Consider the following 24,558-nt stretch of genomic DNA (forward strand, 5'->3'; position numbering starts at 1 on the left):
GGATTCCGGACGCCCTGAACACCGGATTCCGGGCGGACCGGGAAGCGGCTCCCGGCGGGTGCGGCACCGGCCGTTCCCCCCTTTCCCGACGGACCGTCGGATGTCGGTTGCCGCCCTGTCGGAGGCGGGTGGCAGGATCGAGGCATGTCCGATCTGCGCGATCCCGCTCCCTACGACGCCCTGCTGCTGCTCTCCTTCGGCGGCCCCGAGGGCCCGGACGACGTGGTCCCGTTCCTGGCGAACGTGACCCGCGGCCGCGGCATCCCCGAGGAACGCCTCAAGGAGGTCGGCAAGCACTACTTCCTGTTCGGCGGGGTCAGCCCGATCAACGCGCAGAACCGCGCCCTGCTCGACGCGCTGCGCAAGGACTTCGCCGACCACGGCCTGGACCTCCCGGTCTACTGGGGCAACCGCAACTGGGCCCCGTATCTGACCGACGTCCTGCGCCAGATGACCGCCGACGGACACCGCCGGATCGCCGTCCTCGCCACCAGCGCCTACGCCTCCTACTCGGGCTGCCGCCAGTACCGCGAGAACCTCGCCGACGCGCTGGCCGCCCTGGAGGCAGAGGGCCTCGATGTGCCCCGGGTCGACAAGCTCCGCCACTACTTCAACCACTCCGGCTTCGTCGAGCCCATGGCCGACGGCGTGCTCGCCTCCCTCGCCGACCTCCCCGAGGACCTCCGCCCGGGCGCGCACATCGCGTTCACCACCCACTCCATCCCGACCTCCGCCGCCGACGCCTCGGGCCCCGTGGAGGCACACGGCGAGGGCGGCGCGTACGTGGCCGAGCACCTCGACGTGGCCCGGCTGATCATCGAGGCGGTGCGGGCGGAGACCGGCGTCGAGCACCCCTGGCAGCTCGTCTACCAGTCCCGCAGCGGCGCCCCGCACATCCCGTGGCTGGAGCCCGACATCTGCGACCACCTGGAGACCCTGCACGGCGACGGCGTCCCGGCGGTCGTGATGGCGCCCATCGGCTTCGTCTCGGACCACATGGAGGTGCTGTACGACCTCGACACCGAGGCCACCGCCAAGGCCGCCGAGCTCGGGCTGCCGGTCCGCCGCTCCGCCACGGTGGGCGACGACCCGCGTTTCGCCGCCGCCGTACGGGACCTGCTCCTGGAGCGTGCCGCGGTCGAGCGCGGCCGGGAGGTCGAGCGCTGCGCCCTGGGGTCGCTGGGGGCCTCCCACGACCTCTGCCCCGTCGGCTGCTGCCCCGCCAGGGCCCCGAAGCCCGCCGCCGCGGGCGCCGACAGCCCGTACGCCTAGCCCGTACGACCACCCGGCCGTGCGCACCGATCACCTGGGAGCACCGTGACCGACCCCGCCCTGTCCGAACTGCTCGACCTCGCCCTGGAGGCCGCCCGCCGCGCCGGAGCCCTGCTGCGCGACGGCCGCCCCGCCGACCTGGGGGTGGCCGCGACCAAGTCCAGCCCCATCGACGTGGTCACCGAGATGGACATCGCCGCCGAGAAGCTGATCACCGGCTACCTCACCGACTTCCGCCCCGACGACGGCTTCCTCGGCGAGGAGGGCGCCAGCTCGCCGGGCTCCACCGGCATCCGCTGGGTCATCGACCCGCTCGACGGCACGGTGAACTACCTCTACGGCCTGCCCACCTGGGCGGTCTCGATCGCCGCCGAGCGGGACGGTGAGCGGGTCGTGGGCGTCGTCGAGGCCCCGATGCGCCGGGAGACGTATCACGCGGTCCTCGGCGGCGGTGCGTTCGCGAACGGTGAAGCGCTGCGGTGCCGCCCCACCGCGCCGCTGGACCAGGCCCTCGTCTCGACCGGCTTCAACTATGTCGCCCACGTCCGCGCCCACCAGGCGGACGTCGCCCAGCGGCTGATCCCCAGGCTCCGCGACATCCGCCGCAGCGGCTCTGCCGCCGTCGACCTCTGCGACGTGGCGGCGGGCCGTCTCGACGGCTACTACGAGCGCGGGCTGCACCCCTGGGACCTGGCCGCGGGCGACCTCATCGCCCGGGAGGCGGGCGCGCTGACCGGCGGCCGCCCGGGGCTGCCCGCCGACGGCGACCTGACGGTGGCCGCCACCCCGGGCGTCTTCGAGCCGTTGCAGAGCGCCCTCGACGAGCTGGGCGCCTGGCACGACTGAGCGCAAGCCCCTGCCGGGGCCCTGAGAGCCCGGCGGCACAGCACAGGGCCCCGGATGCCTGGACAGCATCCGGGGCCCTGTGGCGTACGGCTCAGGCGGTGGTGGCGCCGATCTCCACGCCGTGCTCGGCGGCGAGACGGCGCAGATCGTCCAGCTCGCCCTGCTCGACGTCCGCGAGGAAGTCGTCGCCGTCCTCGCGTGCCCGCGTGAGGTCGGACTCGGTCGTTTTGATGCGTTGCAGCAGACCTGCGGTGAAAGCGTCCATGATGCGCCCCCTCATCGTGGGTCGGTGGCACGGGGGTGTGCCCGGGATACCTCCGGCCGGGGAGCCGGAGGAGCGGGTGATCGCGCCGCCGCTCCGGGAAAAAGGGGCGGACCGTGGCATGCCACGGGACAGGCGTGATCGCGGGTGTGAACCCCTCTTCCCCACCCCGTGGCTCAGAGAAACCTCAACTGGCCCGGAAAGCCACCGGATTCCCGGCACAAGACCGCGGGAGGCTCCGGCCCGTCGCCGTCTTACCGCCGGTTTATGCGTGTTGAGGGCAGGATGGAGGCACACGGTCGGCCTGGCTGCCCGTGTCCGAGCGGTCCCGCGTGGGCCGCTCGCTCTGTGAACCCGACGAAGGACCGAAGGAAGGACTGCGCCGTGCGCGTACTCGTCGTCGAGGACGAGCAACTGCTCGCCGATGCGGTGGCCACCGGACTGCGCCGGGAGGCCATGGCCGTCGACGTCGTCTACGACGGTGCCGCGGCCCTGGAGCGCATCGGGGTCAACGACTACGACGTCGTGGTCCTGGACCGGGACCTCCCGCTGGTGCACGGGGACGACGTCTGCCGCAAGATCGTCGAACTCGGCATGCCCACCCGGGTGCTCATGCTCACCGCATCCGGCGACGTCAGCGACCGGGTCGAGGGCCTGGAGCTGGGCGCCGACGACTATCTGCCCAAGCCCTTCGCCTTCAGCGAGCTGACCGCCCGGGTGCGCGCGCTGGGCCGCCGTACGACGGTGGCGCTGCCGCCCGTCCTGGAGCGCGCCGGCATCAAGCTCGACCCCAACCGCCGCGAGGTCTTCCGCGACGAGGTGGAGATCCAGCTCGCCCCGAAGGAGTTCGCGGTGCTGGAGGTCCTGATGCGCAGCGAGGGCGCGGTCGTCTCGGCGGAGCAGCTGCTGGAGAAGGCCTGGGACGAGAACACCGACCCCTTCACCAATGTGGTGCGGGTCACCGTGATGACGCTCCGCCGCAAGCTCGGCGAACCGCCCGTCATCGTCACCGTGCCGGGCTCCGGATACCGGATCTGAGGACCATGGCCACCACCCCGGAGCCGCCCGCGGCGCCACCGAAGCCCACCTGGGAGCCCAAGCAGCCGGACCCCCCGTACCCCTGGCTGCGCCCGACCATCCGGATACGGCTCACGCTGCTGTACGGCGGGATGTTCCTGATCGCGGGCATCGTGCTGCTGTCGATCATCTACATGCTGGCCGCGCAGGCGCTCCACGTCGGCAGCGAACTGCCGTTCGAGATCGTCAGCGGCAAGGTCACCAGCGAGATCTGCAGCCTGCCCGCGAACGCCAGTCCGGACGCCTTCAACGCCGCGATGAACGCCTGCGTCAACGACCAGCGCAAGGCGGCCCTGGACACCCTGCTCAACCGCTCGCTCCTCGCCCTGCTCGGCCTCAGCGTCATCGCCTTCGCCTTCGGCTACGCCATGGCCGGACGCGTGCTGTCCCCGCTCGGCCGGATCACCCGGACCGCGCGCCGGGTGGCCGGCACCGACCTCACTCGGCGGATCGAGCTGGACGGCCCGGACGACGAGCTGAAGGAGCTGGCGGACACCTTCGACGACATGCTGGACCGGCTGGAGCGGGCCTTCACCGCCCAGCAGCGGTTCGTCGGCAACGCCTCGCACGAGCTGCGCACCCCGCTGGCGATCAACCGCACCCTGCTGGAGGTCCATCTCTCCGACCCGGGGGCCCCGCCGGAGCTCCATCAGCTCGGCAAGACCCTCCTGGCCACCAACGAGCGCAGCGAGCAGCTGGTCGAGGGCCTGCTGCTGCTGGCCCGCAGCGACAACCAGATCGTCGAGCGCAAACCGGTGGACCTGGCGGAGGTCGCCGAGCGCGCCATCGACCAGACCCGGGCGGAGGCGCTGGCCAGGAAGGTCGAGGTCCGCGGCGACCGGGAGACGGCCACGGTGCAGGGCAACGGGGTCCTGCTGGAGCGGATCGCGCTGAACCTCGTACAGAACGCCGTGCGCTACAACGTGCCCGAGGACGGCTGGGTGGAGGTCGCCACCGAGGTGCGGGACGGACAGGCCCTGCTGGTCGTCTCGAACACCGGCCCGGTGGTCCCGGCGTACGAGATCGACAACCTCTTCGAGCCCTTCAGACGGCTGCGTACGGAGCGCACGGGCAGCGACAAGGGGGTCGGGCTCGGCCTGTCGATCGCCCGGTCCGTCGCTCGGGCCCACGGAGGCCGTATCATCGCGGAGCCCCGCGAGGGCGGCGGTCTCGTGATGCGCGTCACCCTGCCGCTCTGAGAGGCTGCGCGATGTGACTCTGCACCGAATCTCCATGTTCGCTTTAGGCGGAATTTTCAGGACCCGTTCCCGGGCGGGTCGTGTGTGATCGATCACAGAGCTGATTTTCCGGTTATCCACTCTCTGTGATCGCGACTCTGTCGAAAAGCCGGTAATCGTCCGGGTTTTCGGGGATCGTTATCACGGGAAGTACACGGGGTGGCTCCCGTGAACTGCACAGTCGGGACCGTGTACGGTCCCCATCGCCACCCAAGCCGAGCCTCGCCGAGGCGGCCGGTTGGGTGTCGATTGAGTAACAGACCTTGATGTGAGGCAAAATCTCCGCCTCAGGTCGGGCACAAGTCCGGCCTCTCACGCGTTACGTGCGCTGAGACACCTAGACACCCAAGAGGGGGAGAGCGACATGGCAACGGATTACGACACCCCACGCAAGACCGACGACGACGTCGACCAGGACAGCCTCGAAGAGCTCAAGGCGCGTCGGAGCGACAAGACGGCCTCCGCCGTCGACGTCGACGAGTTCGACGCCGCCGAGGGCCTGGAGCTGCCCGGCGCGGACCTCTCCAACGAGGAGCTGGCCGTCCGGGTGCTGCCCAAGCAGGCGGACGAGTTCACCTGCATGAGCTGCTTCCTGGTGCACCACCGCAGCCAGCTGGCCCGCGAGAAGAACGGTCAGCCCATCTGCCGCGACTGCGACTGAGGTCGAGTCGGCCGTGGCAGGCGAGACACCGTTCGGGAAGCGGCGCCCCTGGCGTCGGCACGGCCATGAGGCGCAGCAGGACGGTATCGGCGGCACAGGTCCGGCAGAAGGCGGTCACGCGTCTGCCGAGCGGTCCGCCGTCCCGCCGGACCACTCCGGCGGTTCCGACGACGAGCGAGGCCGAACGGCCTCGCTCGAAGTGGCCGGGGCGGCAGCACTGCCGGACCTGGCCGGGCAGCGGGAAGAGCAGGACCGGGCGGATCCCACGACCGGGGGCCGCCTGCACGCAGTGAAACGGGGCGTACGCAAGAGCGGGGAGAGCGCCAGGGCACTGGCCGCACAGCTGGCCGACCGCATCATCGACACGGCCCCGCGCGTGCCGGTGCGCGACCTCGCCACCCTGCGCAGGCAGTTCCCCGGGCTCGGTCCCGAGGAGCTGGCCGACAAGCTGGTCACGGGAGCCTGCCGGGGCACCGCGACCGTCGGCGCCGGTATCGGCGCCGCCGCGATGATGCCCGTACCCCCCGCGATGCTCGCCGAGCTGGCGGCGGAGGTGACCGGCGTCGCCGCGATCGAGATGAAGCTCGTCGCCGAGCTCCACGAGGTCTACGGCCTTCGCCCCCCGGGCAATCTCGGACAGCGCAGCACCGCGTATCTGACGTCGTGGACGGAGGAGCGCGGCATCGACGTCACCCGGCCCACCACACTCAACGCCGCCCTCGGCGGCCAGATGAAGCGTGAGCTGCGCCAGCAGATCATGAAGCGCATGGCGCGCAATCTGCCCAACCTGATCCCGTTCATGATCGGCGCCGCCGTCGGCGCCACGATGAACCGCCGCGACACCCGCAAGCTCGCCGACCGGATCAGGAACGACCTGCGCAAGCAGCAGATCCCCTGGGACCGGCTGCCCGCGCTGCCGCCGCTGGAGCAGCCGCTGAACCCGGCCGAGCTGCCCAAGGAGATCGAGGGCCCCTGAGGGCCCCTGAGCCGGTCCGGCGAAGGCTCAGGCGGTCGTGACGGCGCTCAGCGCCGCCGCCAGACCCCGCGGATCCCGGGTCGAGAGATAGATGTACGGAGTCGGGTCCTCCGGGTCCGTGACCTCCACCCGGACCGCCGTCTCCACATAGCCGCGCAGCAGCATGAAGGCCCGGGCGTCCGCCTTGTGCGTGCGCCAGGCCCGCGCCTCCTCGGCGTCCAGCACCTCGGGCTCGCCGAGCGCCGACAGCGGAATCCGGGCGTCGCCGGCGACCAGGGACCCCGCCACCACCCGGATCCGGGCCGAGCCGTAACCGCTCACCGCCAGGGCCGCCGCGGCCGTACCGCCGACCAGCCCCGCGAGCAGCGGCAACGTGCCCAGCGGCAGCAGCATCAAGCCGCAGGCGACCCCGATCCCGAAGGCGATGAACCACCAGGAGCGGGGCGCGGTGAGACGTTCGTCGAAGGGCGGTGCGGAAGGCTGCATGGCACCAAGCTTGGCACGGCGCGACCGGCACACCGCCGCGCGGGTAAGGTCTGCGCCTGTGAGTGGAACATCAGCAGCTCTGACACCCCCGGCCGACGCCGTCGCGCCGGTCCGGCACCCCGACGCGCCCGCCCCCGGCGAGCTCCTCGGGGCGCACTACGAACACTGCTTCGGCTGCGGCGGGGGACAGCCCCACGGACTGCACCTGATGGCGCGCGCCGGTGAGGGCGTGAGCGTCACCGCCGAGTTCACCGTGCAGCCCGCCCACCAGGGCGCCCCCGGACTGGCCCACGGCGGCGTGCTCGCCACGGCGCTGGACGAGACCCTCGGCTCGCTGAACTGGCTGCTGCGCACGATCGCGGTGACCGGACGGCTGGAGACCGACTTCGTCCGCCCCGTCCCCGTGGACACCGTGCTGCACCTCGACGCCCGGATCACCGCCGTGCACGGGCGGAAGATCTACTCCACCGCCACCGGCCGGATCGGCGGCCCCGAAGGCCCCGTCGCGGTCCGCGCCGACGCCCTCTTCATCGAGGTCAAGGTCGACCACTTCATCGACAACGGCCGGCCCGCCGAGATCCGGGCGGCCATGTCCGACCCCGACCAGGTCCGGCGCGCCCGCGCCTTCGAGGTGAACCCGTGACCCGCAGCCCCGTCGACGTACTGATCCGCCTGACCGACCCGGACGTGCCGATTCCGGCGTACGGCCACCCGGGCGACGCCGGTGCCGATCTGGTGACCACCGAGGCCGCCGAACTCGCCCCCGGCGAGCGCGTGGTGCTGCCCACCGGGGTCTCGATCGCCCTGCCCGACGGGTACGCCGCGTTCGTGCACCCGCGCTCCGGCCTCGCAGCCCGCTGCGGAGTGGCCCTCGTGAATGCCCCAGGGACGGTTGATGCCGGGTACCGTGGGGAGATCAAGGTGATCGTGGTCAACCTCGATCCACGCGAGAGCGTGCGATTCGAACGGTTCGACCGGATTGCCCAACTGGTTGTCCAGCAGGTCGAGAAGGTCCGCTTCCACGAGGTGGCGGAACTTCCCGGCTCGGCGCGGGCCGAAGGGGGCTTCGGGTCCACCGGCGGCCACGCGTCGGTGGACGGCGCCGAGGGCCAGATCACCCACGGTGGGAACAGCTACGCTTCGGTCGTATCCGACCGGGAAGGACAGTGACGTGTTCGGACGTCGCAAGAAGAGTGGTTCCGCCGAGGACACGGCGGACGAGGTGCGCGAGGCCGAGCAGGTCGCCGACGAGTCAGGCGCATCCGACGAGGCCGGCACCGGCACGCGTCGGGTGAATCTTCCGCCGGCCCCCCGGCCGGACGGACCCTGGGACAGCTCCGAGGTCTCCCAGCCCGGCGAGGGCCGGGTCGACCTGGGCGGCATCTTCGTCCCCGGGGTCGAGGGCATGGAACTGCGCGTCGAGGTGGCCGGGGACGCGATCGTCGCCGCCACCGTGGTGCTGCGCGACAGCGCGATCCAGCTCCAGGCCTTCGCCGCCCCCAAGAAGGAGGGCATCTGGGGCGAGGTCCGCGAGGAGATCGCCTCGGGCATCACCCAGCAGGGCGGCATCATCGACGAGGTCGAGGGCCCGCTGGGCTGGGAGCTGCGCGCGCAGGTCCCCGTACAGCTCCCGGACGGCACGGGCGGGGTGCAGCTCGTGCGCTTCGTCGGCGTCGACGGCCCCCGCTGGTTCCTGCGCGGAGTGATCTCCGGCCAGGGCGCCGTCCAGCCGGAGGCCGCCGGACTGCTGGAGACGATCTTCCGGGACACCGTGGTCGTCCGCGGCGACGGCCCGATGGCCCCCCGCGACCCGATCGTCCTCAAGCTCCCCGACGACGCCCAGATGGTCCCCGAGGGCGTGCAGCAGGAGGACCAGGAGAGCTCCCGGTTCTCCGGTGGCATGGGCCAGCTCCAGCGCGGCCCCGAGATCACCGAGGTCCGCTAGCGGACCTCGCGGTACCCATGGCGACGGCCGGTGGGCCGCACCCCTTCCCGGGTGCGGCCCACCGGCCGTCGTGCGTACCGGCCCCGGCCATTGCCCGGCCGTGTGCCGTACACACATACTTGGCGGGCGACGACGCGGGCACGTGAACACGACGGGGGAGCAGCATGACCGAGAGCACCAGCGGGCAGTCCGGCACGGCCCTCGCCGAGGACCCGGCCCGCAGCGCCATGGTCACGGTCGAGGAGCTGCACCGGTCGTACGGCAGCGGAGCGGCGGCCGTCCACGCCCTGCGCGGCGTCTCGTTCGAGATCCCGCGCGGCGAGCTGGTCGCGCTCAAGGGCCGCTCCGGCTCCGGCAAGACCACCCTGCTCAACCTGGTCGGCGGACTGGACACCCCCGACAGCGGCCGGATCACCGTCGACGGCACCGAGCTGGCCGGCCTCGGCGAGAAGGGCCTGCTGGAGCTGCGCCGGGACCGGGTCGGCTTCATCTTCCAGTCCTTCGGCCTCATCCCGATCCTGACCGCCGCGGAGAACGTCGGCGTACCGCTGCGGCTGCGCAGGGCCGACCCGGCCGAGCGCGACGAGAGGGTCGCCCTGCTGCTCTCCCTCGTCGGCCTCGCCGACCACGCCGAGCAGCGCCCCGGCGAGCTCTCCGGCGGCCAGCAGCAGCGCGTCGCCATCGCCCGCGCCCTCGCGAACCGCCCCGCCCTCCTGATCGCCGACGAACCCACCGGACAGCTCGACGCCGAGACCGGACTCGCCGTGATGGAACTGCTCCGCGCGGTCGTCCGCGGCGAGAACGTCACCGCCCTCGTCGCCACCCACGACCCCCAGCTGCTGGGCCTCGCCGACCGGGTCCTGGAGCTGAGCGACGGCCATATCGTCGAACAGGTCTGAGCCCGCGGCCTCGCCCTCCGGGCCCTTCGGGCGGGCATCAGAGTTCCGTCAATACGCCCCTCACCTGCACTCCCGGGACCGGACCACGGCCCGCGGCGGAGTAGCGTCGATGGCGGCAGCCGCACCGGGCGCGCCACCGGCCCTGCGCACGACCGGGCCGGACGGAAGAAGACAATGGGGCCATGGGACGCGGCACACTCCGGATCTACCTGGGCGCGGCACCGGGCGTCGGCAAGACGTACGCGATGCTCTCCGAGGCGCACCGCAGGGTCGCGCGCGGCACCGACTGCGTGGTGGCCTTCGTGGAGCACCACGCCCGGCCGCGCACCGAAGTGCTGCTGCACGGTCTCGAACAGATCCACCGCAGCGAGATCAACCACCGCGGCGCCCTCTTCACCGAGATGGACGTCGACGCCGTCCTGGAACGCGCCCCGGCCGTGGCCCTGGTCGACGAACTGGCCCACACCAACGTCCCCGGCTCCCGCAACGCCAAGCGCTGGCAGGACGTCGAAGAGCTGCTCAAGGCCGGGATCGACGTCATATCCACGGTCAACATCCAGCACCTGGAATCGCTCGGCGACGTCGTCGAGTCGATCACCGGCGTCCGGCAGCGCGAGACCGTCCCCGACGAGGTGGTCCGCCGGGCCGACCAGATCGAGCTGGTCGACATGTCGCCCCAGGCACTGCGCCGCCGCATGGCGCACGGCAACATCTACCAGCCCGACAAGATGGACGCCGCCCTCTCCAACTACTTCCGCCCCGGCAACCTCACCGCCCTGCGCGAGCTGGCCCTGCTGTGGACCGCCGACCGGGTCGACGAGTACCTCCAGCAGTACCGGGGCGAGCACAACATCCGCTCCACCTGGCAGGCCCGCGAACGCATCGTCGTCGGGCTGACCGGGGGGCCCGAGGGCCGCACCCTCATCCGCCGCGCCTCCCGGATGGCCGCCAAGGGCTCCGGCAGCGAGATCCTCGCCGTCTACATCGCCCGCAGCGACGGCCTGACCGCCGCCTCCCCCAAGGAGCTGGCCGTCCAGCGCACCCTGGTCGAGGACCTCGGCGGCACCTTCCACCACGTCATCGGCGACGACATCCCGGCCGCCCTGCTGGAGTTCGCCCGCGGCGTCAACGCCACCCAGATCGTGCTGGGCTCCAGCCGCCGCAAGACCTGGCAGTACATCTACGGCCCCGGGGTCGGTGTGACCGTCGCCCGTGATTCCGGCCCCGATCTCGACGTCCACATCGTCACCCATGAAGAGGTCGCCAAGGGGCGCGGTCTGCCCCTCGCCCGCGGTGCCCGGCTCGGCCGCGCCCGGATCATCTGGGGCTGGCTCGTCGGCGTCGTCGGCCCCGTGCTGCTCGCGGTCGTCCTGCGCTCCATGGAGGACGCCCCGGGGCTCGCCAACGACGTCCTGCTCTTCCTCTTCCTGACGGTGGCCGCCGCCCTGCTCGGCGGGCTGCGGCCCGCGCTCGCCTCGGTGGCAGTCGGCAGCCTGCTGCTGAACTACTGGTTCACCCCGCCCACCCACACCCTGACCGTCCAGGACCCGGAGAACCTCGTCGCCATCGTGATCTTCTTCGCGGTGGCGGTGGCGGTCTCCTCCGTGGTCGACCTCGCGGCCCGGCGCACCCACCAGGCCGCCCGGCTGCGCGCCGAATCGGAGATCCTCTCCTTCCTCGCCGGCAGCGTGCTGCGCGGCGAGACCGCGCTGCACGCCCTGCTGGAACGGGTCCGCGAGACCTTCGCCATGGAATCCGTCGCCCTGCTGGAGCGCAGCAGCGACGTGGAGCCGTGGACCTGCGCCGGATCCGTCGGCCCCGCCCCGGTCACCCGCCCCGACGACGCCGACGTGGACATGCCGGTCGGCGACAACCTGGCCCTCGCCCTCTCCGGCCGGGTGCTGCCCGCCGAGGACCGCCGGGTGCTCGGCGCGTTCGCCGCCCAGGCCGCCGTCGTCCTGGACCGCCAACGCCTGGTCTGGGAGGCCGAGCAGGCCCGCAGGCTCGCCGAGGGCAACCGGATCAGGACCGCACTGCTCGCCGCCGTCAGCCACGATCTGCGCACCCCGCTGGCCGCCATCAAGGCCGCCGTCAGCTCGCTGCGCTCCGACGACGTCGCCTGGTCCGACGAGGACGAGGCGGAGCTCCTGGAGGGCATCGAGGACGGCGCCGACCGGCTGGACCACCTCGTCGGCAACCTGCTGGACATGTCCCGCCTCCAGACCGGCACGGTGACCCCCCTGATCCGCGAGATCGACCTCGACGAGGTGGTCCCCATGGCGCTCGGCGGTGTCCCCGAGGGCAGCGTCGACCTCGACATCCCCGAGACCCTGCCGATGGTCGCCGTCGACCCCGGGCTCCTGGAGCGGGTCGTCGCCAACATCGTCGAGAACGCCGTCAAGTACCACCCCGGCGGGGAGCCCGTCACCGTGGCCGCCAGCGCGCTCGGCGGCCGGGTCGAGCTGCGGGTGGTCGACCGGGGCCGGGGCGTGCCCGACGAGGCCAAGGACCGCATCTTCGAGCCCTTCCAGCGGTACGGGGACGCCCCGCGCGGGGCCGGAGTGGGGCTCGGCCTCGCCGTCTCCCGGGGCTTCGCCGAGGCCATGGGCGGCACGCTGGACGCCGAGGACACCCCGGGCGGCGGGCTGACCATGGTCCTGACGCTGGCCGCGGCGCCGGGCGGGGTCCGGGCCGATCCCGAGCTGCCCGCCCGGGTCACCTCGTGACCCGACTCCGGGCGCAGGCCGCCCGCTCTCACGCGCTCCCCACTCCCTCCCCGTACAGCCCGTACCGTCCGTGCAGCCCGTACAGCAGAAAGGCAGGTCCGCGATGACCAGGGTGCTTGTGGTCGACGACGAGCCGCAGATCGTCCGCGCCCTCGTGATCAACCTGAAGGCCCGCCAGTACGAGGTCGACGCCGCGCCCGACGGGGCGACCGCCCTCCAGCTCGCCGCCGCCCGCCACCCCGACGTCGTCCTCCTCGACCTCGGCCTTCCCGATATGGACGGGGTGGAGGTGATCAGGGGGCTGCGCGGCTGGACCCGGGTCCCGATCCTCGTTCTCTCCGCCCGCCAGACCTCCGACGAGAAGGTGGAGGCGCTGGACGCCGGGGCCGACGACTACGTCACCAAACCGTTCGGCATGGACGAGCTGCTGGCCCGGCTGCGCGCCTCGGTACGCCGGGCGGAACCGGTCGGCCAGGAGGCCGGCGCCGAGGGCATCGCCGTCGTCGAGACCGCCGGGTTCACCGTCGACCTGGCGGCGAAGAAGGTGCACCGGGCCGGCCGCGACGTACGCCTCACCCCCACCGAATGGCACCTGCTGGAGGTTCTCGTCCGCAACAGCGGCCGCCTGGTCAGCCAGAAGCAGCTCCTCCAGGAGGTCTGGGGCCCCTCCTACGGCACCGAGACCAACTACCTGCGGGTCTACATGGCCCAGCTGCGCCGCAAACTGGAGGCGGACCCCTCGCACCCCCGCCACTTCGTCACCGAACCGGGCATGGGCTACCGCTTCGAGCGCGACTGACCCCGCACCGGCTCACACTTTCGGGTGGTCATCGCGGTCCTGCGTGCGGCGCTCGCAGGACCGGTACCCTTCGGGTATGAGTGCTGTTCCCCGATCCGAGAAAGCCGGGAAGGCCGGGAAGGCGGCGAAGCCTTCCGGGCGCTTCCGCCGTATGCTCGACCGGCTCTCCAGCTCCCAGGAGGACCTGGAGTCCAAGGAGCTTCGGGAGGACGCGCAGGCCACCGGCTGCACCCGGATCTCCGAGTGCTCCGACCGGCAGATCGTGAAGGTGGCTGGTACGTTGCGGACCGTCACCCTCCGCCCCCGGGCCGGAGTGCCCGCCCTGGAGGCGGAGCTCTTCGACGGCACCGAGCCGCTGGACGTGGTCTGGCTCGGCCGTCGCTCCATCGCCGGCATCGAGCCCGGCCGCCGGATCATCGCCTCGGGGCGGGTCGCCATGAGCCACGGCCGCCGGGTGCTGTTCAACCCCACATACGAACTCCGACCGCTCGGCAAGGAGTAGCCGGTGACGTCTCTCGACAAGCCGACGTCCGACACGGACCAGACCCACGGCACCGACCCGCTGCACACCGGCGGGAGGCACGCCGCCCAGCAGGACGCGGAGTCGAAGGCCGTCACCGAGGCCGCCCTCTTCGAGGCCTTCGGCGGGGTGCGCGGCATGGTGGAGACAGTCCTCCCCGGGCTGCTCTTCGTCACGATCTTCACCATCAACAAGAACCTCAACGCCTCGGCCATCGCGGCCCTGGCGGTCTCCCTGGCCCTCGTCGTCGTCCGGCTGATCCGCCGGGACACCGTCAAGCACGCCTTCAGCGGCGTCTTCGGGGTGGCCTTCGGCGTCCTCTTCGCGAAGATGACGGGCGAGGCCAAGGACTTCTATCTGCCGGGCATGCTCTACACCCTCGGCCTCTCGATCGCCTACATCGCCACCGCCGCCGGCGGCGTACCCCTGATCGGTCTGATCCTCGGCCCGGTCTTCAAGGAGAACCTCTCCTGGCGGACCCGTAACCCGGGCCGGAAGAAGGCGTACACCAAGGCCAGCTACGCCTGGGGCTTCATCCTGCTGGCCAAGTGCGCGATCCTCTTCCCGCTCTACTGGTGGGCCGACACCACCCAGTTCGGCTGGGTGCTCATCGCGCTGAAGATCCCGCCGTTCCTGCTCGCGGTCTATCTGACCTGGATCTTCCTCGCGAAGGCGCCGCCGCCCATCGACGTCTTCGCCGAGATGGAGGCGGAGGAACGGGCCGAGAAGGAGCGCAAGGCCGCGGCGGCGGCCCTCCGCGACCCGGAGGCCTGACACACACCGCACGGGAAGGGGCCCGGAACCGCTCAGCGGTTCCGGGCCCCTTCGCATGGTCGCCGGCTCAGCTCTCCTCCGGACTCCGCCGGACCGACAGCAGGTCCTCCAACTGCTCCTCCCGCGCCTGGGCGGCCACGAACAGCAGCTCGTCACCGGCCTCCAGGGACTCCTCGGGGCTCGGCGTCAGCACCCGTGTACCCCGGATGATCGTCACCAGCGAGGTGTCGGAGGGCCAGGCCACGTCCCCGACGCGGATACCGGCCAGCGCCGACTCCGGCGGCAGCGTCAGCTCCACCAGGTTGGCGTCGCCGTGGCTGAAGCGCAGCAGCCGGACCAGATCGCCGACGCTCACCGCCTCCTCGACCAGGGCCGACATCAGACGCGGCGTCGAGACGGCGACGTCCACCCCCCAGGACTCGTTGAACAGCCACTCGTTCTTCGGGTTGTTCACCCGGGCCACCACACGCGGTACGCCGTACTCGGTCTTGGCGAGCAGCGAGACGACCAGGTTCACCTTGTCGTCCCCGGTCGCGGCGATCACCACGTTGCACCGCTGCAGTGCTGCCTCGTCCAGCGACGTGATCTCACAGGCGTCCGCGAGCAGCCACTCGGCCATCGGGACCCGCTCCACCGAAATGGCGGTCGGCGCCTTGTCGATCAGCAGCACCTCGTGCCCGTTCTCCAGCAGCTCGGCGGCGATGGAACGGCCCACCGCGCCCGCTCCGGCAATCGACACACGCATCAGTGACCGCCTTCCTCGGGACCCTGGGCGAAGGCCTCTTCGACCTGGGCGATCTCGTCCGTACGCATCATCACGTGGACCAGGTCGCCTTCCTGGAGAACGGTCTGCGAGGTCGGCAGTATGGCCTCGCCCAACCGGGTGAGGAAGGCCACCCGCACCCCCGTCTCCTCCTGGAGCGTGCTGATCTTGTGGCCGATCCAGGACGGCGTCGTGTGCACCTCGGCGAGCTGCACACCCCCGCTCGGATCGCGCCACAGCGGCTCCGCGCCCGACGGCAGCAGCCGCCGCAGCATCTGGTCCGCCGTCCAGCGCACCGTCGCCACCGTGGGGATGCCGAGGCGCTGGTAGACCTCGGCGCGCCGGGGGTCGTAGATGCGCGCCGCGACGTTCTCGATGGAGAACATCTCGCGGGCCACCCGGGCCGCGATGATGTTGGAGTTGTCGCCGCTGCTGACCGCGGCGAACGCCCCGGCGTCCTCGATCCCCGCCTCGCGGAGGGTGTCCTGGTCGAAACCCACCCCGGTGACCCGGCGACCGCCGAATCCGGACCCGAGACGACGGAACGCCGTCGGGTCCTGGTCGATCACCGCGACGGTGTGCCCCTGCTGTTCCAGGGTCTGTGCGAGAGCGGCACCGACGCGCCCGCAGCCCATGATGACGATGTGCACTGTGCGCCTACCCCGCCGTCCTGGTCATCCGGCTGACCTGCGAAAACACGCTGCTCACACTTCTCTCTCGGCTTGCTGGGCAAACAACGGGGCACACACCCGCGGTGTGGCCCGAGGACGAGCTTAAGCGCCGGGGAAGTCAAGCCCTCATCCGCGTCTCCGCATCCTCGCGAACTCCGGTAAAGGGAAAGCAAAACAGGGAGAACAGGCGCAAGGATCTCGTTAAAGAATACGGAGGCGCTCTCCTCCGACCGCAGGAGATTGCGGGGCCACGTCGAAAGGGCGTGCTTTCCGGCCACGGGCTCCGCTTACGATCCTCAGCGTGTCCAAACTGACCGACCTGCCCAAACGGATCCTGATCGGCCGCGCGCTGCGCAGCGACAAGCTCGGGGAGACCCTGCTCCCCAAGCGCATCGCACTGCCCGTCTTCGCGTCCGACCCGTTGTCCTCGGTGGCGTACGCACCGGGAGAAGTCCTCCTCGTGCTGTCCATCGCGGGCGTGTCGGCGTACCACTTCAGCCCCTGGATCGCCGTCGCGGTCGTCGTCCTCATGTTCACGGTCGTCGCCTCCTACCGGCAGAACGTCCGCGCCTACCCGAGCGGCGGAGGCGACTACGAGGTCGCGACCACCAACCTCGGCCCCAAGGCCGGACTGACCGTCGCCAGCGCCCTGCTCGTCGACTACGTCCTCACCGTCGCCGTGTCGATCTCCTCCGGCGTCGAGAACCTCGGCTCCGCGATCCCCTTCGTCATCGAGCACAAGACGTTCTGCGCCATAGGCGCCATCGTCCTGCTCACCCTGATGAACCTGCGCGGAGTGAAGGAGTCCGGGAGGCTCTTCGCCGTCCCCACCTATCTCTTCGTGGCCGGCGTCTTCCTCATGATCCTGTGGGGTGCCTTCCGCGGACTGATCCTCGGCGACACGATGCACGCCCCCACCTCCGACCTGGTGATCAAGCCCGAGCACGAGGGACTGGCGGGGTTCGCCCTCGTCTTCCTCCTCCTGCGGGCCTTCTCCTCGGGCTGCGCCGCGCTGACCGGGGTCGAGGCGATCAGCAACGGGGTGCCCGCCTTCCGGAAGCCGAAGAGCAGGAACGCCGCGACCACCCTGGCCATGATGGGCCTGCTCGCCGTCACCATGTTCTGCGGCATCATCGGCCTGGCCCTGGCCACCGACGTCAAGATGGCCGAGAACCCCGCCGTGGACCTGATCCGCGACGGCGTCCCGGTCGGCGCGGGCTTCACCCAGGACCCGGTCATCGCCCAGGTCGCCGAGGCGGTCTTCGGCGACGGCTCCTTCCTCTTCGTGGCCCTCGCGGCAGCCACCGCCCTGGTCCTCTTCCTGGCCGCGAACACCGCGTACAACGGCTTCCCGCTGCTCGGCTCGATCCTCGCCCAGGACCGCTACCTGCCGCGCCAGCTCCACACCCGCGGCGACCGCCTCGCCTTCTCCAACGGCATCGTGCTGCTGGCCGGAGCCGCGATCCTGCTCGTCTGGATCTACGGCGCCGACTCCACGCACCTGATCCAGCTCTACATCGTCGGGGTCTTCGTCTCCTTCACCCTCAGCCAGACCGGCATGGTGCGGCACTGGAACCGCCTGCTGGCCGACGAACGGGACCAGGCCCGGCGCCGCCACATGATCCGCTCCCGCGCCATCAACGCCTTCGGCGCCTTCTTCTGCGGTGTCGTCCTGGTGATCGTCCTCGCCACCAAGTTCACCCACGGCGCCTGGGTGGCCCTGCTCGGCATGGTCATCTTCTACGGCACGATGACCGCGATCCGGAAGCACTACGACCGGGTCGCCGACGAGATCGCCGCCGACGAGACCCCCGCCGACGAGAGCGTGCGCCCCTCCCGCGTCCACGCCATCGTCCTCGTCTCCAAGCTCCACCGCCCCACGCTCCGCGCCCTCGCCTACGCCCAGCTGATCCGTGCCGACCAGCTGGAGGCGCTCTCGATCAGCGTCGACCCGGACGAGACGAAGGCGCTGCGCGAGGACTGGGAGCGGCGGGCCATCAACGTCCCGCTCAAGATCCTCGACTCGCCCTACCGCGAGGTGACCCGCCCGGTCATCGAGTACGTGAAGGGCCTGCGCCGCGAGAGCCCGCGCGACGTGATCAGCGTCTACATCCCCGAGTACGTGGTCGGGCACTGGTACGAGCACCTGCTGCACAACCAGAGCGCCCTGCGCCTGAAAGGCCGGCTGCTCTTCACGCCCGGGGTCATGGTCACCTCGGTCCCGTACCAGCTCCAGTCCTCGGAGGCGGCGAAGCAGCGGGCCCGCAGGCGCGCGGACTGGAACGCTCCGGGTTCGGTGCGCAGGGGCCCGGTGGAGCGGGGGCACAAGGAGCCGAACCGCAAGGGCTGACGGGCGTGGCGGGCGTCTCGTGGTAAGCACCACGGCCATGTCCACGTAGACTGATGGGCTGTTGTCCGGCCGTACGCGCGACCGCTTGCCCCCTTTCTCCCTGGAGCCTCCCCTCATGCAGAACGAACCCACGTCGTCGCTGGTCGGGGAGGAGTACGAGGTCGAGGTCGGGCCCGTCGCACACGGCGGCCACTGCATCGCCCGCACCGCCGAGAACCAGGTGCTCTTCGTCCGCCACACGCTGCCCGGCGAGAAGGTCATCGCCAAGGTGACGGACGGCGACACCGACTCCCGCTTCCTGCGCGCCGACGCGGTACGCATCCTCGAACCGTCCAAGGACCGGGTCGAGGCGCCCTGCCCGTACGCCGGTCCCGGCATGTGCGGCGGCTGCGACTGGCAGCACGCGAAGCCGGGCGCACAGCGCCGCCTCAAGGGCGAGGTGATCGCTGAGCAGCTCCGGCGCCTGGCGGGCCTGACCCCCGAGGAGGCCGGCTGGGACGGCACGGTGATGCCGGCCGACGGCGACAAGCTGCCCGCGGGCGAGGTGCCGGCCTGGCGCACGCGCGTCCAGTACGCCATCGACGCCGAGGGCCGCGCGGGCCTGAGGAAGCACCGCTCGCACGACGTCCAGCCGATCGACCACTGCCTGATCGCGGCGCCCGGGGTCTCCGAACTCGGCGTCGAGAAGCGCGAATGGCCGCAGATCGCCGCGGTGGAGGCCATCACCGCCACCGGCTCGAACGACCGCCAGGTCATCCTCACCCCGAAGCCCGGCGGCCGGCTCCCTCTGGTCGAGCTGGACAAGCCGGTCTCGGTACTCCGCGTCGACGAGAAGGACGGCGGGGTCCACCGCGTCCACGGCCGCGCCTTCGTCCGCGAGCGCGCCGACGACCGCACGTACCGCGTCGGCTCCGGCGGCTTCTGGCAGGTCCACCCGCAGGCGGCCAACACCCTGGTCCGCGCGGTCATGCAGGGGCTGCTGCCCCGCAAGAACGACACCGCCCTCGACCTCTACTGCGGCGTCGGCCTCTTCGCCGGCGCCATCGGCCAGCGCCTCGGCGAGAAGGGCGCGGTCCTCGGCATCGAGTCCGGCAAGCGCGCGGTCGAGGACGCCCGCCACAACCTGAAGGACTTGGACCGGGTCCGCATCGAACACGGCAAGGTCGACCAGGTCCTGCCCCGCACGGGCATCACGGAGTGCGACCTGATCGTCCTGGACCCGCCGCGCGCGGGCGCGGGCAAGCAGGTCGTCAAGCACCTGTCGGGCCTGGGCGCCCGCAAGATCGCCTACGTGGCCTGCGACCCGGCGGCCCTGGCCCGGGACCTGGCGTACTTCCGGGAGGGCGGGTACCGGGTGCGGACGCTGCGGGCGTTCGATCTGTTTCCGATGACGCATCATGTGGAGTGCGTTGCCATCCTTGAACCGGTCGCGAAGGGCTCCTGACCTGCGGTTTCTCCCGTGCGCGTTATGTGCGGTGTGGGCGTTACAGGCGATATCTTGACGCTGAAATGACGCTCGTGACGCTCATTTGACGCTCGTTCTGATGGGGCGTCGCCTGGCTGATCGTGCAGGTCACGTTGGCTGGGAGGCGCGCTGCCGTGGGCTGGTTTTGCGGGAGCTTGAAGAGGATTCCGCCGGGTTACGGGGCCCGCCGCTGGTTGCGGTGGCAGGCGCGCTGCTGCCGTACTTCGGCGGACCGGGCGTGTGGCGGAGCGGGCGTCAGTAGGTGGGACTGTAGGGGCTCCAGTGCCCGAGGAAGGGCTTCAGGTCGTCGGGGCGTGGCTTGGGAATGTCGGGCAACCGGGGCGGTGTGTTCAGTGGGTCGAGGCGCTCGACGCGGGCTGCTGCCCAGTCGATCCAGGCTTCGGCTTCGGTCTGGGTCTGGCCTGGGGGCATGGCCTCGACCCGGGCTCCGGCACTCGGCTATCAGTCCGGCTGGACCGACCCCGGCAACGGGGACGTCAACATGGCGGCCCGCTGGTACCAGCCGGGAAGCGGAGCCTTCACCTCCAGAGACACCTGGCTCCTCGGCCCCAGCCCGGCAGCCCAGGCCAACCGCCACGTATACGCCAACTCAGACCCCGTCAACGGCACCGACCCCACCGGCCACAACCGCGCGTGTGCCTGCGGCGGCGGAAGCGTCTTCCTCCGCGGAGGCGGATCCAGGGGCGGCGGAGGCGGCAGCAAAGCCACACGGCCCAAGTCCAAGTCGAAGTCCAAGACACGAGCCAAAACCTCCTACCGCGACCCCCGCACGGACCTCTGCAACAGCAGTCGGTGCGGCGCCGGCCGAGCCCGTCCGGCCAGGCCCTCCAGACCCACCATCCCGACCCGTTAAGCCGACCGCGCGGGGCCCGATACGCACCAGGCCGGTTGCCAACACCACACGGCCGGGCAACGGAGGCCGCTGCGCATACAGCTGCTCTTCCTGCACAGGGACCACGAACAGGGCACCCCAAGGAACCGTCACCACCCGCCCGCCCGCCCCACGCCCTCCTCAGAACCCCAATCGCGGGCCAAACGCCAAGCCGGCACCGACTCGGCCAGCGCCCAAGCCCGACTGGAATCCCAATGCTGCGAAGTGGGGGGGGCAGGCAAGGGATGGAGTGCGGTCTACACAGTCGAGGCCCTGCTCGACCTCCTCGACGGCGGCCAATACACACCTGATCGTGCCCAGGAGGAGTTGCCGGACCCGTTCCTGAGTGAGGCGCGCAATCCTGGTGGAGATGCGTCGCGCTCGGAGGATTGTGACGACCAGGCGGGGGAGAACGTGAGCGGCAACATCACTTACATGCCTCGGGAGCGATTCCGGCCTGGCAATGACGGATGCCGCGCCACCGGGATCACCGCGGACTTCTCGTCTCCTGAGGACGCGATGGACGGAACCAAGACGATCACGAAATGGAAGCCGGACTGTGAGACAGGCGCCACAGTCGTTCCTTATCCCGCTGACTACTGGAACCTCACTGCGCGCCTCGCGCCAAAGCGCGAGGTCACCTGGCGGGCTGTCAGTTCGGCGGATCCGGTTCGGACCTGCGGAACCTGGTGCCGCTGCACCGGGATGCGAACTCCAACATCATGAGGGGTATCGAGACAAAGATCGCGAACCAGATCGCTGGAGGCCAGACGGTGCACTACGAGGTCACCCCGATCTATCCCGCGAGGCCGACGGGGATTCCTGACCTGATTCACATACAGGCGTTGGGGAACCAAGGCTTGGACGTTGACTGCTACATCAAGAACGCCGCGGTCTCCGGACCGGCGGTATGTTCTTCTGAGATCTATGCGAGGTGATTGATGTGGCGAATGTGAGTCCTGGGGTGTTCGGTCCGCCGGAGAGATTCCGTCCTGCGAGCCCTGAGTCGTGGCGAGAGATTGAATTTTGGGCTGGTCTTGAGCTGCCCCGCGACTACAAGCGGTTCGTAGACGGCTATGGGGACGCTGTAGTCTTCAGGCATCTGTTCATCGCCCATCCGGAGGGGGCCGACCCTCTTTTGAAGGTGATGCAAGAGGAGCGCCAGACCTTCCTCGCGGGTGAAGAAGGCGCATCCGACGTGGCCCCCAGCGAGAGTTCCGGGATGGGTGGATTTCTGCCATGGGCCTATCACGACTTCAATGGCGACATCTGTCTGCTGGTTCCGCCTTCGGCTGACAACCTCGATTGGTCTGTAGCTGTCTCGTTCCGACAATGCCCGGAGGTGCAGATCTTCCCGGGGGGAGTCACAGAGTTCCTGCAGGCTCTGGCCCGGGGGGAGTTCCCCCGCGGTTGGCCGCGCGTTGGGTTCGACTGGGCAAGTGCTGAGGGATCGCCGCTGATCTGAGCGGGGTCAATCGGGTGATTGCCGTCCGTGACTGTGTTCACAACGGTGGTGGACGTCCTGACCAGCGGGTGCGCATGGCGGCATCTGCCGCAGACGTTCGGTGTCTCGCCCGCCACCGCGCACCGCCGGTTCACCGCGTGGACGAAGGCGGGGCTGTGGCGTGGTCTGCACCGGGCGGTCCTGGACGAGCTCGGCGCCCGGGGCGAGCTCGACTGGACCTCCGCGATCGTCGACGCCGCCTCGGTGCGGGCGAAAAGGAGGGTTCGCTGACCGGGCCGAACCCGGTCGATGGCGGCAAGAAGGGCAGCAAACTGCACGTGCTGTCCGAGGCACAGGGCATCCCCCTGGCCGTCGCCGTGTCCGGAGCGAACACTCACGACAGCCAGGCCCTCAAGCCGCTGATCCGCGGCAAGGACCAGCCCCGCCTGCGGGCGCACCTCCTGGACTGTGAGGTCAAAACCCTGCGCGACCTTCCGCACCAGCTGGTTGAAGCCCGGTTCCGTTTCGAACCGCCGCACGAGGCGGGCATACTCTCCAGAACGCGCTGGGGATTTCCCTCGTGTCATAGCCAGAGCCACCATCCGGGCTGCTGCGGCAACATCGTCGTACTGCGTCATGCACTCGGCTCCAGATCGTCATTCGTGGCGCGGGTAACAAATTCTGGCGAAAGGGGCGGTCGCGTATCGGGGGCCGCATCAACGTTGTCGGAGGCCGGTTCGCCCACGGCCGGCAACAGCAGGAAGTCGCTGCCACCGAAAGCCGGGTCGTCCAACCCAGTCCCGTCGTCCACGACAGTGACGGCTTCCTCACCGCGCGCCAGCTCGGCGACCGGAACATGCCGAAACCGATGCGCGGTCTCCATAGCCAGCAGATGGTCAGTGTCGTCACCAGGCCCTCTGCCCTCGCTCCACTCGCGGGCACGCTCGAGTAACCGAGACAGTCGCACGCCTTCCACAGGGACGGCCGAAAGCAGCCTGTTCACCCATGCATGCTGCGCGTCGTCGAATCTCGGTGGATCGGACGTTTCTTCCCAGTCGTTCGATGCGCCCACCGCGACCAGCTCAACCTCGGCCTGTTCCGGAATCCGTGTGAGGGCCTCGAAGTAGTCCGGCAGGTACATCACCCGCGGGCGGACCGGACCGAGCACCCCGCGCACGAACGCCTCCAGGGGCCGCTCGCTGTCCCCGATACTGAGCTCGAGCGCCGGCTCCAGGAGCTGGCTGCGCACATGCACCCGTGTATGGACCACGGGTGGTACGAAGATCTGCCGGTCCTGCTGGCGCCGGAACTCAGGAACCACCCTGAGCAGCATGTCGATGAGCATCAAGTGCCGCTGCAGACAATCCTCGATCAGCGCATCCAGAGCCTCCAACTGCTGCCGCTTGTGTTCCTCTTCTGTGACCTCGAGTAGCTGCGCCACCTGCGCCTTGAGCTGAGTCTCCGCCCGAGACCTCTCCTCAACGTGCTCCTGTGCCTCCGTCAGCGGGCCCTCAAGATCCGCCTCCCAGCCGATGGCCCGTACGTTGCGTTTCATCTCCTCCATGCGGTCCAGCAGTTCCTTCGCATACCGGATGCTTTGCACATGGGCGGTGCGGGCGGCCTGCCACGCTTCACCGATCCGCGCGCGTTTTAGCAACGCGGCCAACTTGGCCTCCGCCGCAATCTGCTCGGACGCGATGTCCACATCGACCGCATGGACGAGCACGGTGATGGCCGCATCAGTGACTGTCAGCGCCGCCTGCCCGGCTTCGTCCGGCACGTCTTTGAGGATCTGAAACGGAAACTCCCTGACGACGAAGCCGTCGCCTGTCACGCTCCCGATCTCGTGCCGAAAGCACCGGTCGTGTCTCTCGGTGTTGATCATCCGCTCCACCAGCCAGCGCGCGACTTCCCGATACTCGGTACCCGCCCGCCCGGGAACCTGCAGCACTGCAGACTCAGCAACCTGTTCCACGACGGCTTCCTGCCGAACTGCCGTCCGCGCCCCTATCCGCAGCGTCACGAAGTCGATGGCTGCCAGCGCGAGTTCGGCCAGCCGGTACCCCTCCCAGCCCCGCTCCCGCTTCGCCGGACTGTCGTCGAGCGCCAATAATGGCCGCACCACGGCCAGGGCCTTCATCCGCGACGTGATGCTTTCGTACGCGGCAGACGACTCGCCAAAGAACACTGAGAGCCCTCCCAACATCATCCGCTCAACCGGAACTCACGCTAGGACACGGCACTGACAATGCTCCGAGGTCGAACACTCGGGCGATTCTTTTCGGCTGTCGTATTCACTGGCGACATGATCGGGAAACCTGCGTCCGAACGCCTTTTCCGTAACGCTGGCGCCGTGTCACCCCTCGCTGGTTCCAACAAGCGGCTCGGTGTCTGCAGGCTATTACTCGGCGCTACACGAGATGGGGTAGGTGCTTAGAAGTCATCTCATTTGGTGAGCCTGCGGTAGCAGATGAGGGTGCAGGCGATGCTGG

At 70.2% G+C, this 24,558-nt stretch carries 25 protein-coding genes; 20 read left to right on the forward strand and 5 right to left on the reverse strand.

Annotated features, from left to right (window positions below; all coding sequences use genetic code 11):
- Positions 1 to 144 precede the first annotated feature (144 nt).
- On the forward strand, positions 145 to 1,272 hold the full coding sequence (locus IE145_RS22220; protein ID WP_189527210.1) for a ferrochelatase: 1,128 nt from the start codon (positions 145 to 147) through the stop codon (positions 1,270 to 1,272).
- Between the two features lie 45 nt (positions 1,273 to 1,317).
- Complete coding sequence (locus IE145_RS22225) at positions 1,318 to 2,118, forward strand: inositol monophosphatase family protein (RefSeq protein WP_189527211.1); 801 nt, start codon at positions 1,318 to 1,320, stop codon at positions 2,116 to 2,118.
- Positions 2,119 to 2,209: 91 nt separating this feature from the next.
- On the opposite strand, the gene IE145_RS22230 is transcribed toward IE145_RS22225, so the two are convergent.
- Positions 2,210 to 2,383 (reverse strand): hypothetical protein, encoded by a 174-nt coding sequence (locus IE145_RS22230; RefSeq protein WP_189527212.1) that lies wholly within the window; start codon positions 2,381 to 2,383, stop codon positions 2,210 to 2,212.
- 381 nt (positions 2,384 to 2,764) lie between these two features.
- On the opposite strand from IE145_RS22230, the gene IE145_RS22235 reads away from it, so the two are divergent.
- From IE145_RS22235 to IE145_RS22250, 4 genes are all read left to right on the forward strand, one after another.
- The gene (locus tag IE145_RS22235) at positions 2,765 to 3,418 is read left to right on the forward strand and encodes a response regulator transcription factor (RefSeq protein ID WP_018516262.1); all 654 of its coding nucleotides are present in this window, start codon (positions 2,765 to 2,767) and stop codon (positions 3,416 to 3,418) included.
- 5 nt (positions 3,419 to 3,423) lie between these two features.
- Positions 3,424 to 4,656, forward strand: a complete 1,233-nt coding sequence (locus IE145_RS22240) for a sensor histidine kinase (protein ID WP_189527213.1) — start codon at positions 3,424 to 3,426, stop codon at positions 4,654 to 4,656.
- Between the two features lie 403 nt (positions 4,657 to 5,059).
- The gene (locus IE145_RS22245; protein ID WP_003965732.1) at positions 5,060 to 5,356 is read left to right on the forward strand and encodes a DUF4193 domain-containing protein; all 297 of its coding nucleotides are present in this window, start codon (positions 5,060 to 5,062) and stop codon (positions 5,354 to 5,356) included.
- 13 nt (positions 5,357 to 5,369) lie between these two features.
- Positions 5,370 to 6,332: a hypothetical protein gene (locus IE145_RS22250; protein ID WP_189527214.1), complete on the forward strand. Its 963-nt coding sequence runs from the start codon at positions 5,370 to 5,372 to the stop codon at positions 6,330 to 6,332.
- Between the two features lie 27 nt (positions 6,333 to 6,359).
- On the opposite strand, the gene IE145_RS22255 is transcribed toward IE145_RS22250, so the two are convergent.
- The gene (locus tag IE145_RS22255; protein ID WP_189527215.1) at positions 6,360 to 6,818 is read right to left on the reverse strand and encodes a DUF3093 domain-containing protein; all 459 of its coding nucleotides are present in this window, start codon (positions 6,816 to 6,818) and stop codon (positions 6,360 to 6,362) included.
- A 58-nt stretch (positions 6,819 to 6,876) separates the two neighbouring features.
- On the opposite strand from IE145_RS22255, the gene IE145_RS22260 reads away from it, so the two are divergent.
- From IE145_RS22260 to IE145_RS22295, 8 genes are all read left to right on the forward strand, one after another.
- Positions 6,877 to 7,461 carry a PaaI family thioesterase gene (locus tag IE145_RS22260; protein WP_006128162.1) on the forward strand — a complete coding sequence of 195 codons (585 nt, stop codon included), beginning with the start codon at positions 6,877 to 6,879 and terminating at the stop codon, positions 7,459 to 7,461.
- Entirely contained in the window at positions 7,458 to 7,988 is a 531-nt protein-coding gene (gene dut, locus IE145_RS22265) for a dUTP diphosphatase (protein WP_065481399.1), read from the forward strand. The genes IE145_RS22260 and dut overlap by 4 nt, the downstream gene beginning before the upstream one ends.
- 1 nt (position 7,989) lies before the next feature.
- Positions 7,990 to 8,763, forward strand: a complete 774-nt coding sequence (locus tag IE145_RS22270) for a DUF3710 domain-containing protein (RefSeq protein WP_189527216.1) — start codon at positions 7,990 to 7,992, stop codon at positions 8,761 to 8,763.
- A gap of 164 nt (positions 8,764 to 8,927) precedes the next feature.
- Positions 8,928 to 9,662 carry an ABC transporter ATP-binding protein gene (locus tag IE145_RS22275; protein ID WP_189527217.1) on the forward strand — a complete coding sequence of 245 codons (735 nt, stop codon included), beginning with the start codon at positions 8,928 to 8,930 and terminating at the stop codon, positions 9,660 to 9,662.
- A gap of 182 nt (positions 9,663 to 9,844) precedes the next feature.
- Positions 9,845 to 12,388 carry a DUF4118 domain-containing protein gene (locus IE145_RS22280; RefSeq protein WP_189527218.1) on the forward strand — a complete coding sequence of 848 codons (2,544 nt, stop codon included), beginning with the start codon at positions 9,845 to 9,847 and terminating at the stop codon, positions 12,386 to 12,388.
- Between the two features lie 103 nt (positions 12,389 to 12,491).
- Positions 12,492 to 13,187 (forward strand): response regulator, encoded by a 696-nt coding sequence (locus tag IE145_RS22285; protein WP_189527219.1) that lies wholly within the window; start codon positions 12,492 to 12,494, stop codon positions 13,185 to 13,187.
- 76 nt (positions 13,188 to 13,263) lie between these two features.
- Positions 13,264 to 13,689: an OB-fold nucleic acid binding domain-containing protein gene (locus IE145_RS22290; RefSeq protein WP_189527220.1), complete on the forward strand. Its 426-nt coding sequence runs from the start codon at positions 13,264 to 13,266 to the stop codon at positions 13,687 to 13,689.
- Positions 13,690 to 13,692: 3 nt separating this feature from the next.
- Complete coding sequence (locus tag IE145_RS22295; protein ID WP_189527221.1) at positions 13,693 to 14,481, forward strand: DUF3159 domain-containing protein; 789 nt, start codon at positions 13,693 to 13,695, stop codon at positions 14,479 to 14,481.
- A gap of 67 nt (positions 14,482 to 14,548) precedes the next feature.
- Here IE145_RS22295 and IE145_RS22300 read toward each other — a convergent pair whose 3' ends face one another.
- Both IE145_RS22300 and IE145_RS22305 read right to left on the reverse strand, forming a co-directional pair.
- Positions 14,549 to 15,226 carry a potassium channel family protein gene (locus tag IE145_RS22300; RefSeq protein ID WP_069736849.1) on the reverse strand — a complete coding sequence of 226 codons (678 nt, stop codon included), beginning with the start codon at positions 15,224 to 15,226 and terminating at the stop codon, positions 14,549 to 14,551.
- Positions 15,226 to 15,894, reverse strand: a complete 669-nt coding sequence (locus IE145_RS22305; RefSeq protein ID WP_073220605.1) for a potassium channel family protein — start codon at positions 15,892 to 15,894, stop codon at positions 15,226 to 15,228. Before IE145_RS22305 ends, IE145_RS22300 begins: the two co-directional genes overlap by 1 nt.
- Positions 15,895 to 16,216: 322 nt before the next feature.
- Between IE145_RS22305 and IE145_RS22310 the strand changes: the two genes are divergently transcribed.
- From IE145_RS22310 to IE145_RS33455, 6 genes are all read left to right on the forward strand, one after another.
- A complete protein-coding gene (locus tag IE145_RS22310; protein WP_189527222.1) occupies positions 16,217 to 18,265 on the forward strand; it encodes an APC family permease in 2,049 nt (682 codons plus the stop codon).
- Between the two features lie 115 nt (positions 18,266 to 18,380).
- On the forward strand, positions 18,381 to 19,709 hold the full coding sequence (locus IE145_RS22315) for a class I SAM-dependent RNA methyltransferase (protein ID WP_189527223.1): 1,329 nt from the start codon (positions 18,381 to 18,383) through the stop codon (positions 19,707 to 19,709).
- A gap of 451 nt (positions 19,710 to 20,160) precedes the next feature.
- Complete coding sequence (locus IE145_RS33975; RefSeq protein ID WP_189527224.1) at positions 20,161 to 20,604, forward strand: RHS repeat-associated core domain-containing protein; 444 nt, start codon at positions 20,161 to 20,163, stop codon at positions 20,602 to 20,604.
- 617 nt (positions 20,605 to 21,221) lie between these two features.
- The gene (locus IE145_RS33980) at positions 21,222 to 21,560 is read left to right on the forward strand and encodes a DNA/RNA non-specific endonuclease (protein WP_189527228.1); all 339 of its coding nucleotides are present in this window, start codon (positions 21,222 to 21,224) and stop codon (positions 21,558 to 21,560) included.
- Positions 21,561 to 21,565: 5 nt separating this feature from the next.
- Positions 21,566 to 22,087 carry a hypothetical protein gene (locus IE145_RS22330; RefSeq protein ID WP_229825736.1) on the forward strand — a complete coding sequence of 174 codons (522 nt, stop codon included), beginning with the start codon at positions 21,566 to 21,568 and terminating at the stop codon, positions 22,085 to 22,087.
- Positions 22,088 to 22,114: 27 nt separating this feature from the next.
- Positions 22,115 to 22,357, forward strand: coding sequence for a transposase (locus tag IE145_RS33455; protein WP_229825738.1), 243 nt, complete (start codon positions 22,115 to 22,117; stop codon positions 22,355 to 22,357).
- 343 nt (positions 22,358 to 22,700) lie between these two features.
- Here the strand turns inward: IE145_RS33455 and IE145_RS22340 are convergent, their stop codons facing one another.
- Positions 22,701 to 24,254, reverse strand: coding sequence for a CBS domain-containing protein (locus IE145_RS22340; protein WP_189527225.1), 1,554 nt, complete (start codon positions 24,252 to 24,254; stop codon positions 22,701 to 22,703).
- Positions 24,255 to 24,558 lie beyond the last annotated feature (304 nt).

The organism is Streptomyces sindenensis (assembly GCF_014649035.1).
GTDB classification, from domain to species: Bacteria; Actinomycetota; Actinomycetes; order Streptomycetales; family Streptomycetaceae; genus Streptomyces; species Streptomyces sindenensis.

Bases quoted from the DNA above. Each gene is read 5' to 3' on its own strand.
- IE145_RS22220 (WP_189527210.1), top strand. From the start codon at position 145: ATGTCCGATCTGCGCGATCCCGCTCCCTACGACGCCCTGCTGCTGCTC.
- IE145_RS22230 (WP_189527212.1), bottom strand. From the start codon at position 2,383: ATGGACGCTTTCACCGCAGGTCTGCTGCAACGCATCAAAACGACCGAG.
- IE145_RS22240 (WP_189527213.1), top strand. From the start codon at position 3,424: ATGGCCACCACCCCGGAGCCGCCCGCGGCGCCACCGAAGCCCACCTGG.
- IE145_RS22245 (WP_003965732.1), top strand. From the start codon at position 5,060: ATGGCAACGGATTACGACACCCCACGCAAGACCGACGACGACGTCGAC.
- IE145_RS22255 (WP_189527215.1), bottom strand. From the start codon at position 6,818: ATGCAGCCTTCCGCACCGCCCTTCGACGAACGTCTCACCGCGCCCCGC.
- IE145_RS22275 (WP_189527217.1), top strand. From the start codon at position 8,928: ATGACCGAGAGCACCAGCGGGCAGTCCGGCACGGCCCTCGCCGAGGAC.
- IE145_RS22280 (WP_189527218.1), top strand. From the start codon at position 9,845: ATGGGACGCGGCACACTCCGGATCTACCTGGGCGCGGCACCGGGCGTC.
- IE145_RS22285 (WP_189527219.1), top strand. From the start codon at position 12,492: ATGACCAGGGTGCTTGTGGTCGACGACGAGCCGCAGATCGTCCGCGCC.
- IE145_RS22290 (WP_189527220.1), top strand. From the start codon at position 13,264: ATGAGTGCTGTTCCCCGATCCGAGAAAGCCGGGAAGGCCGGGAAGGCG.
- IE145_RS22300 (WP_069736849.1), bottom strand. From the start codon at position 15,226: ATGCGTGTGTCGATTGCCGGAGCGGGCGCGGTGGGCCGTTCCATCGCC.
- IE145_RS22315 (WP_189527223.1), top strand. From the start codon at position 18,381: ATGCAGAACGAACCCACGTCGTCGCTGGTCGGGGAGGAGTACGAGGTC.
- IE145_RS33975 (WP_189527224.1), top strand. From the start codon at position 20,161: ATGGCCTCGACCCGGGCTCCGGCACTCGGCTATCAGTCCGGCTGGACC.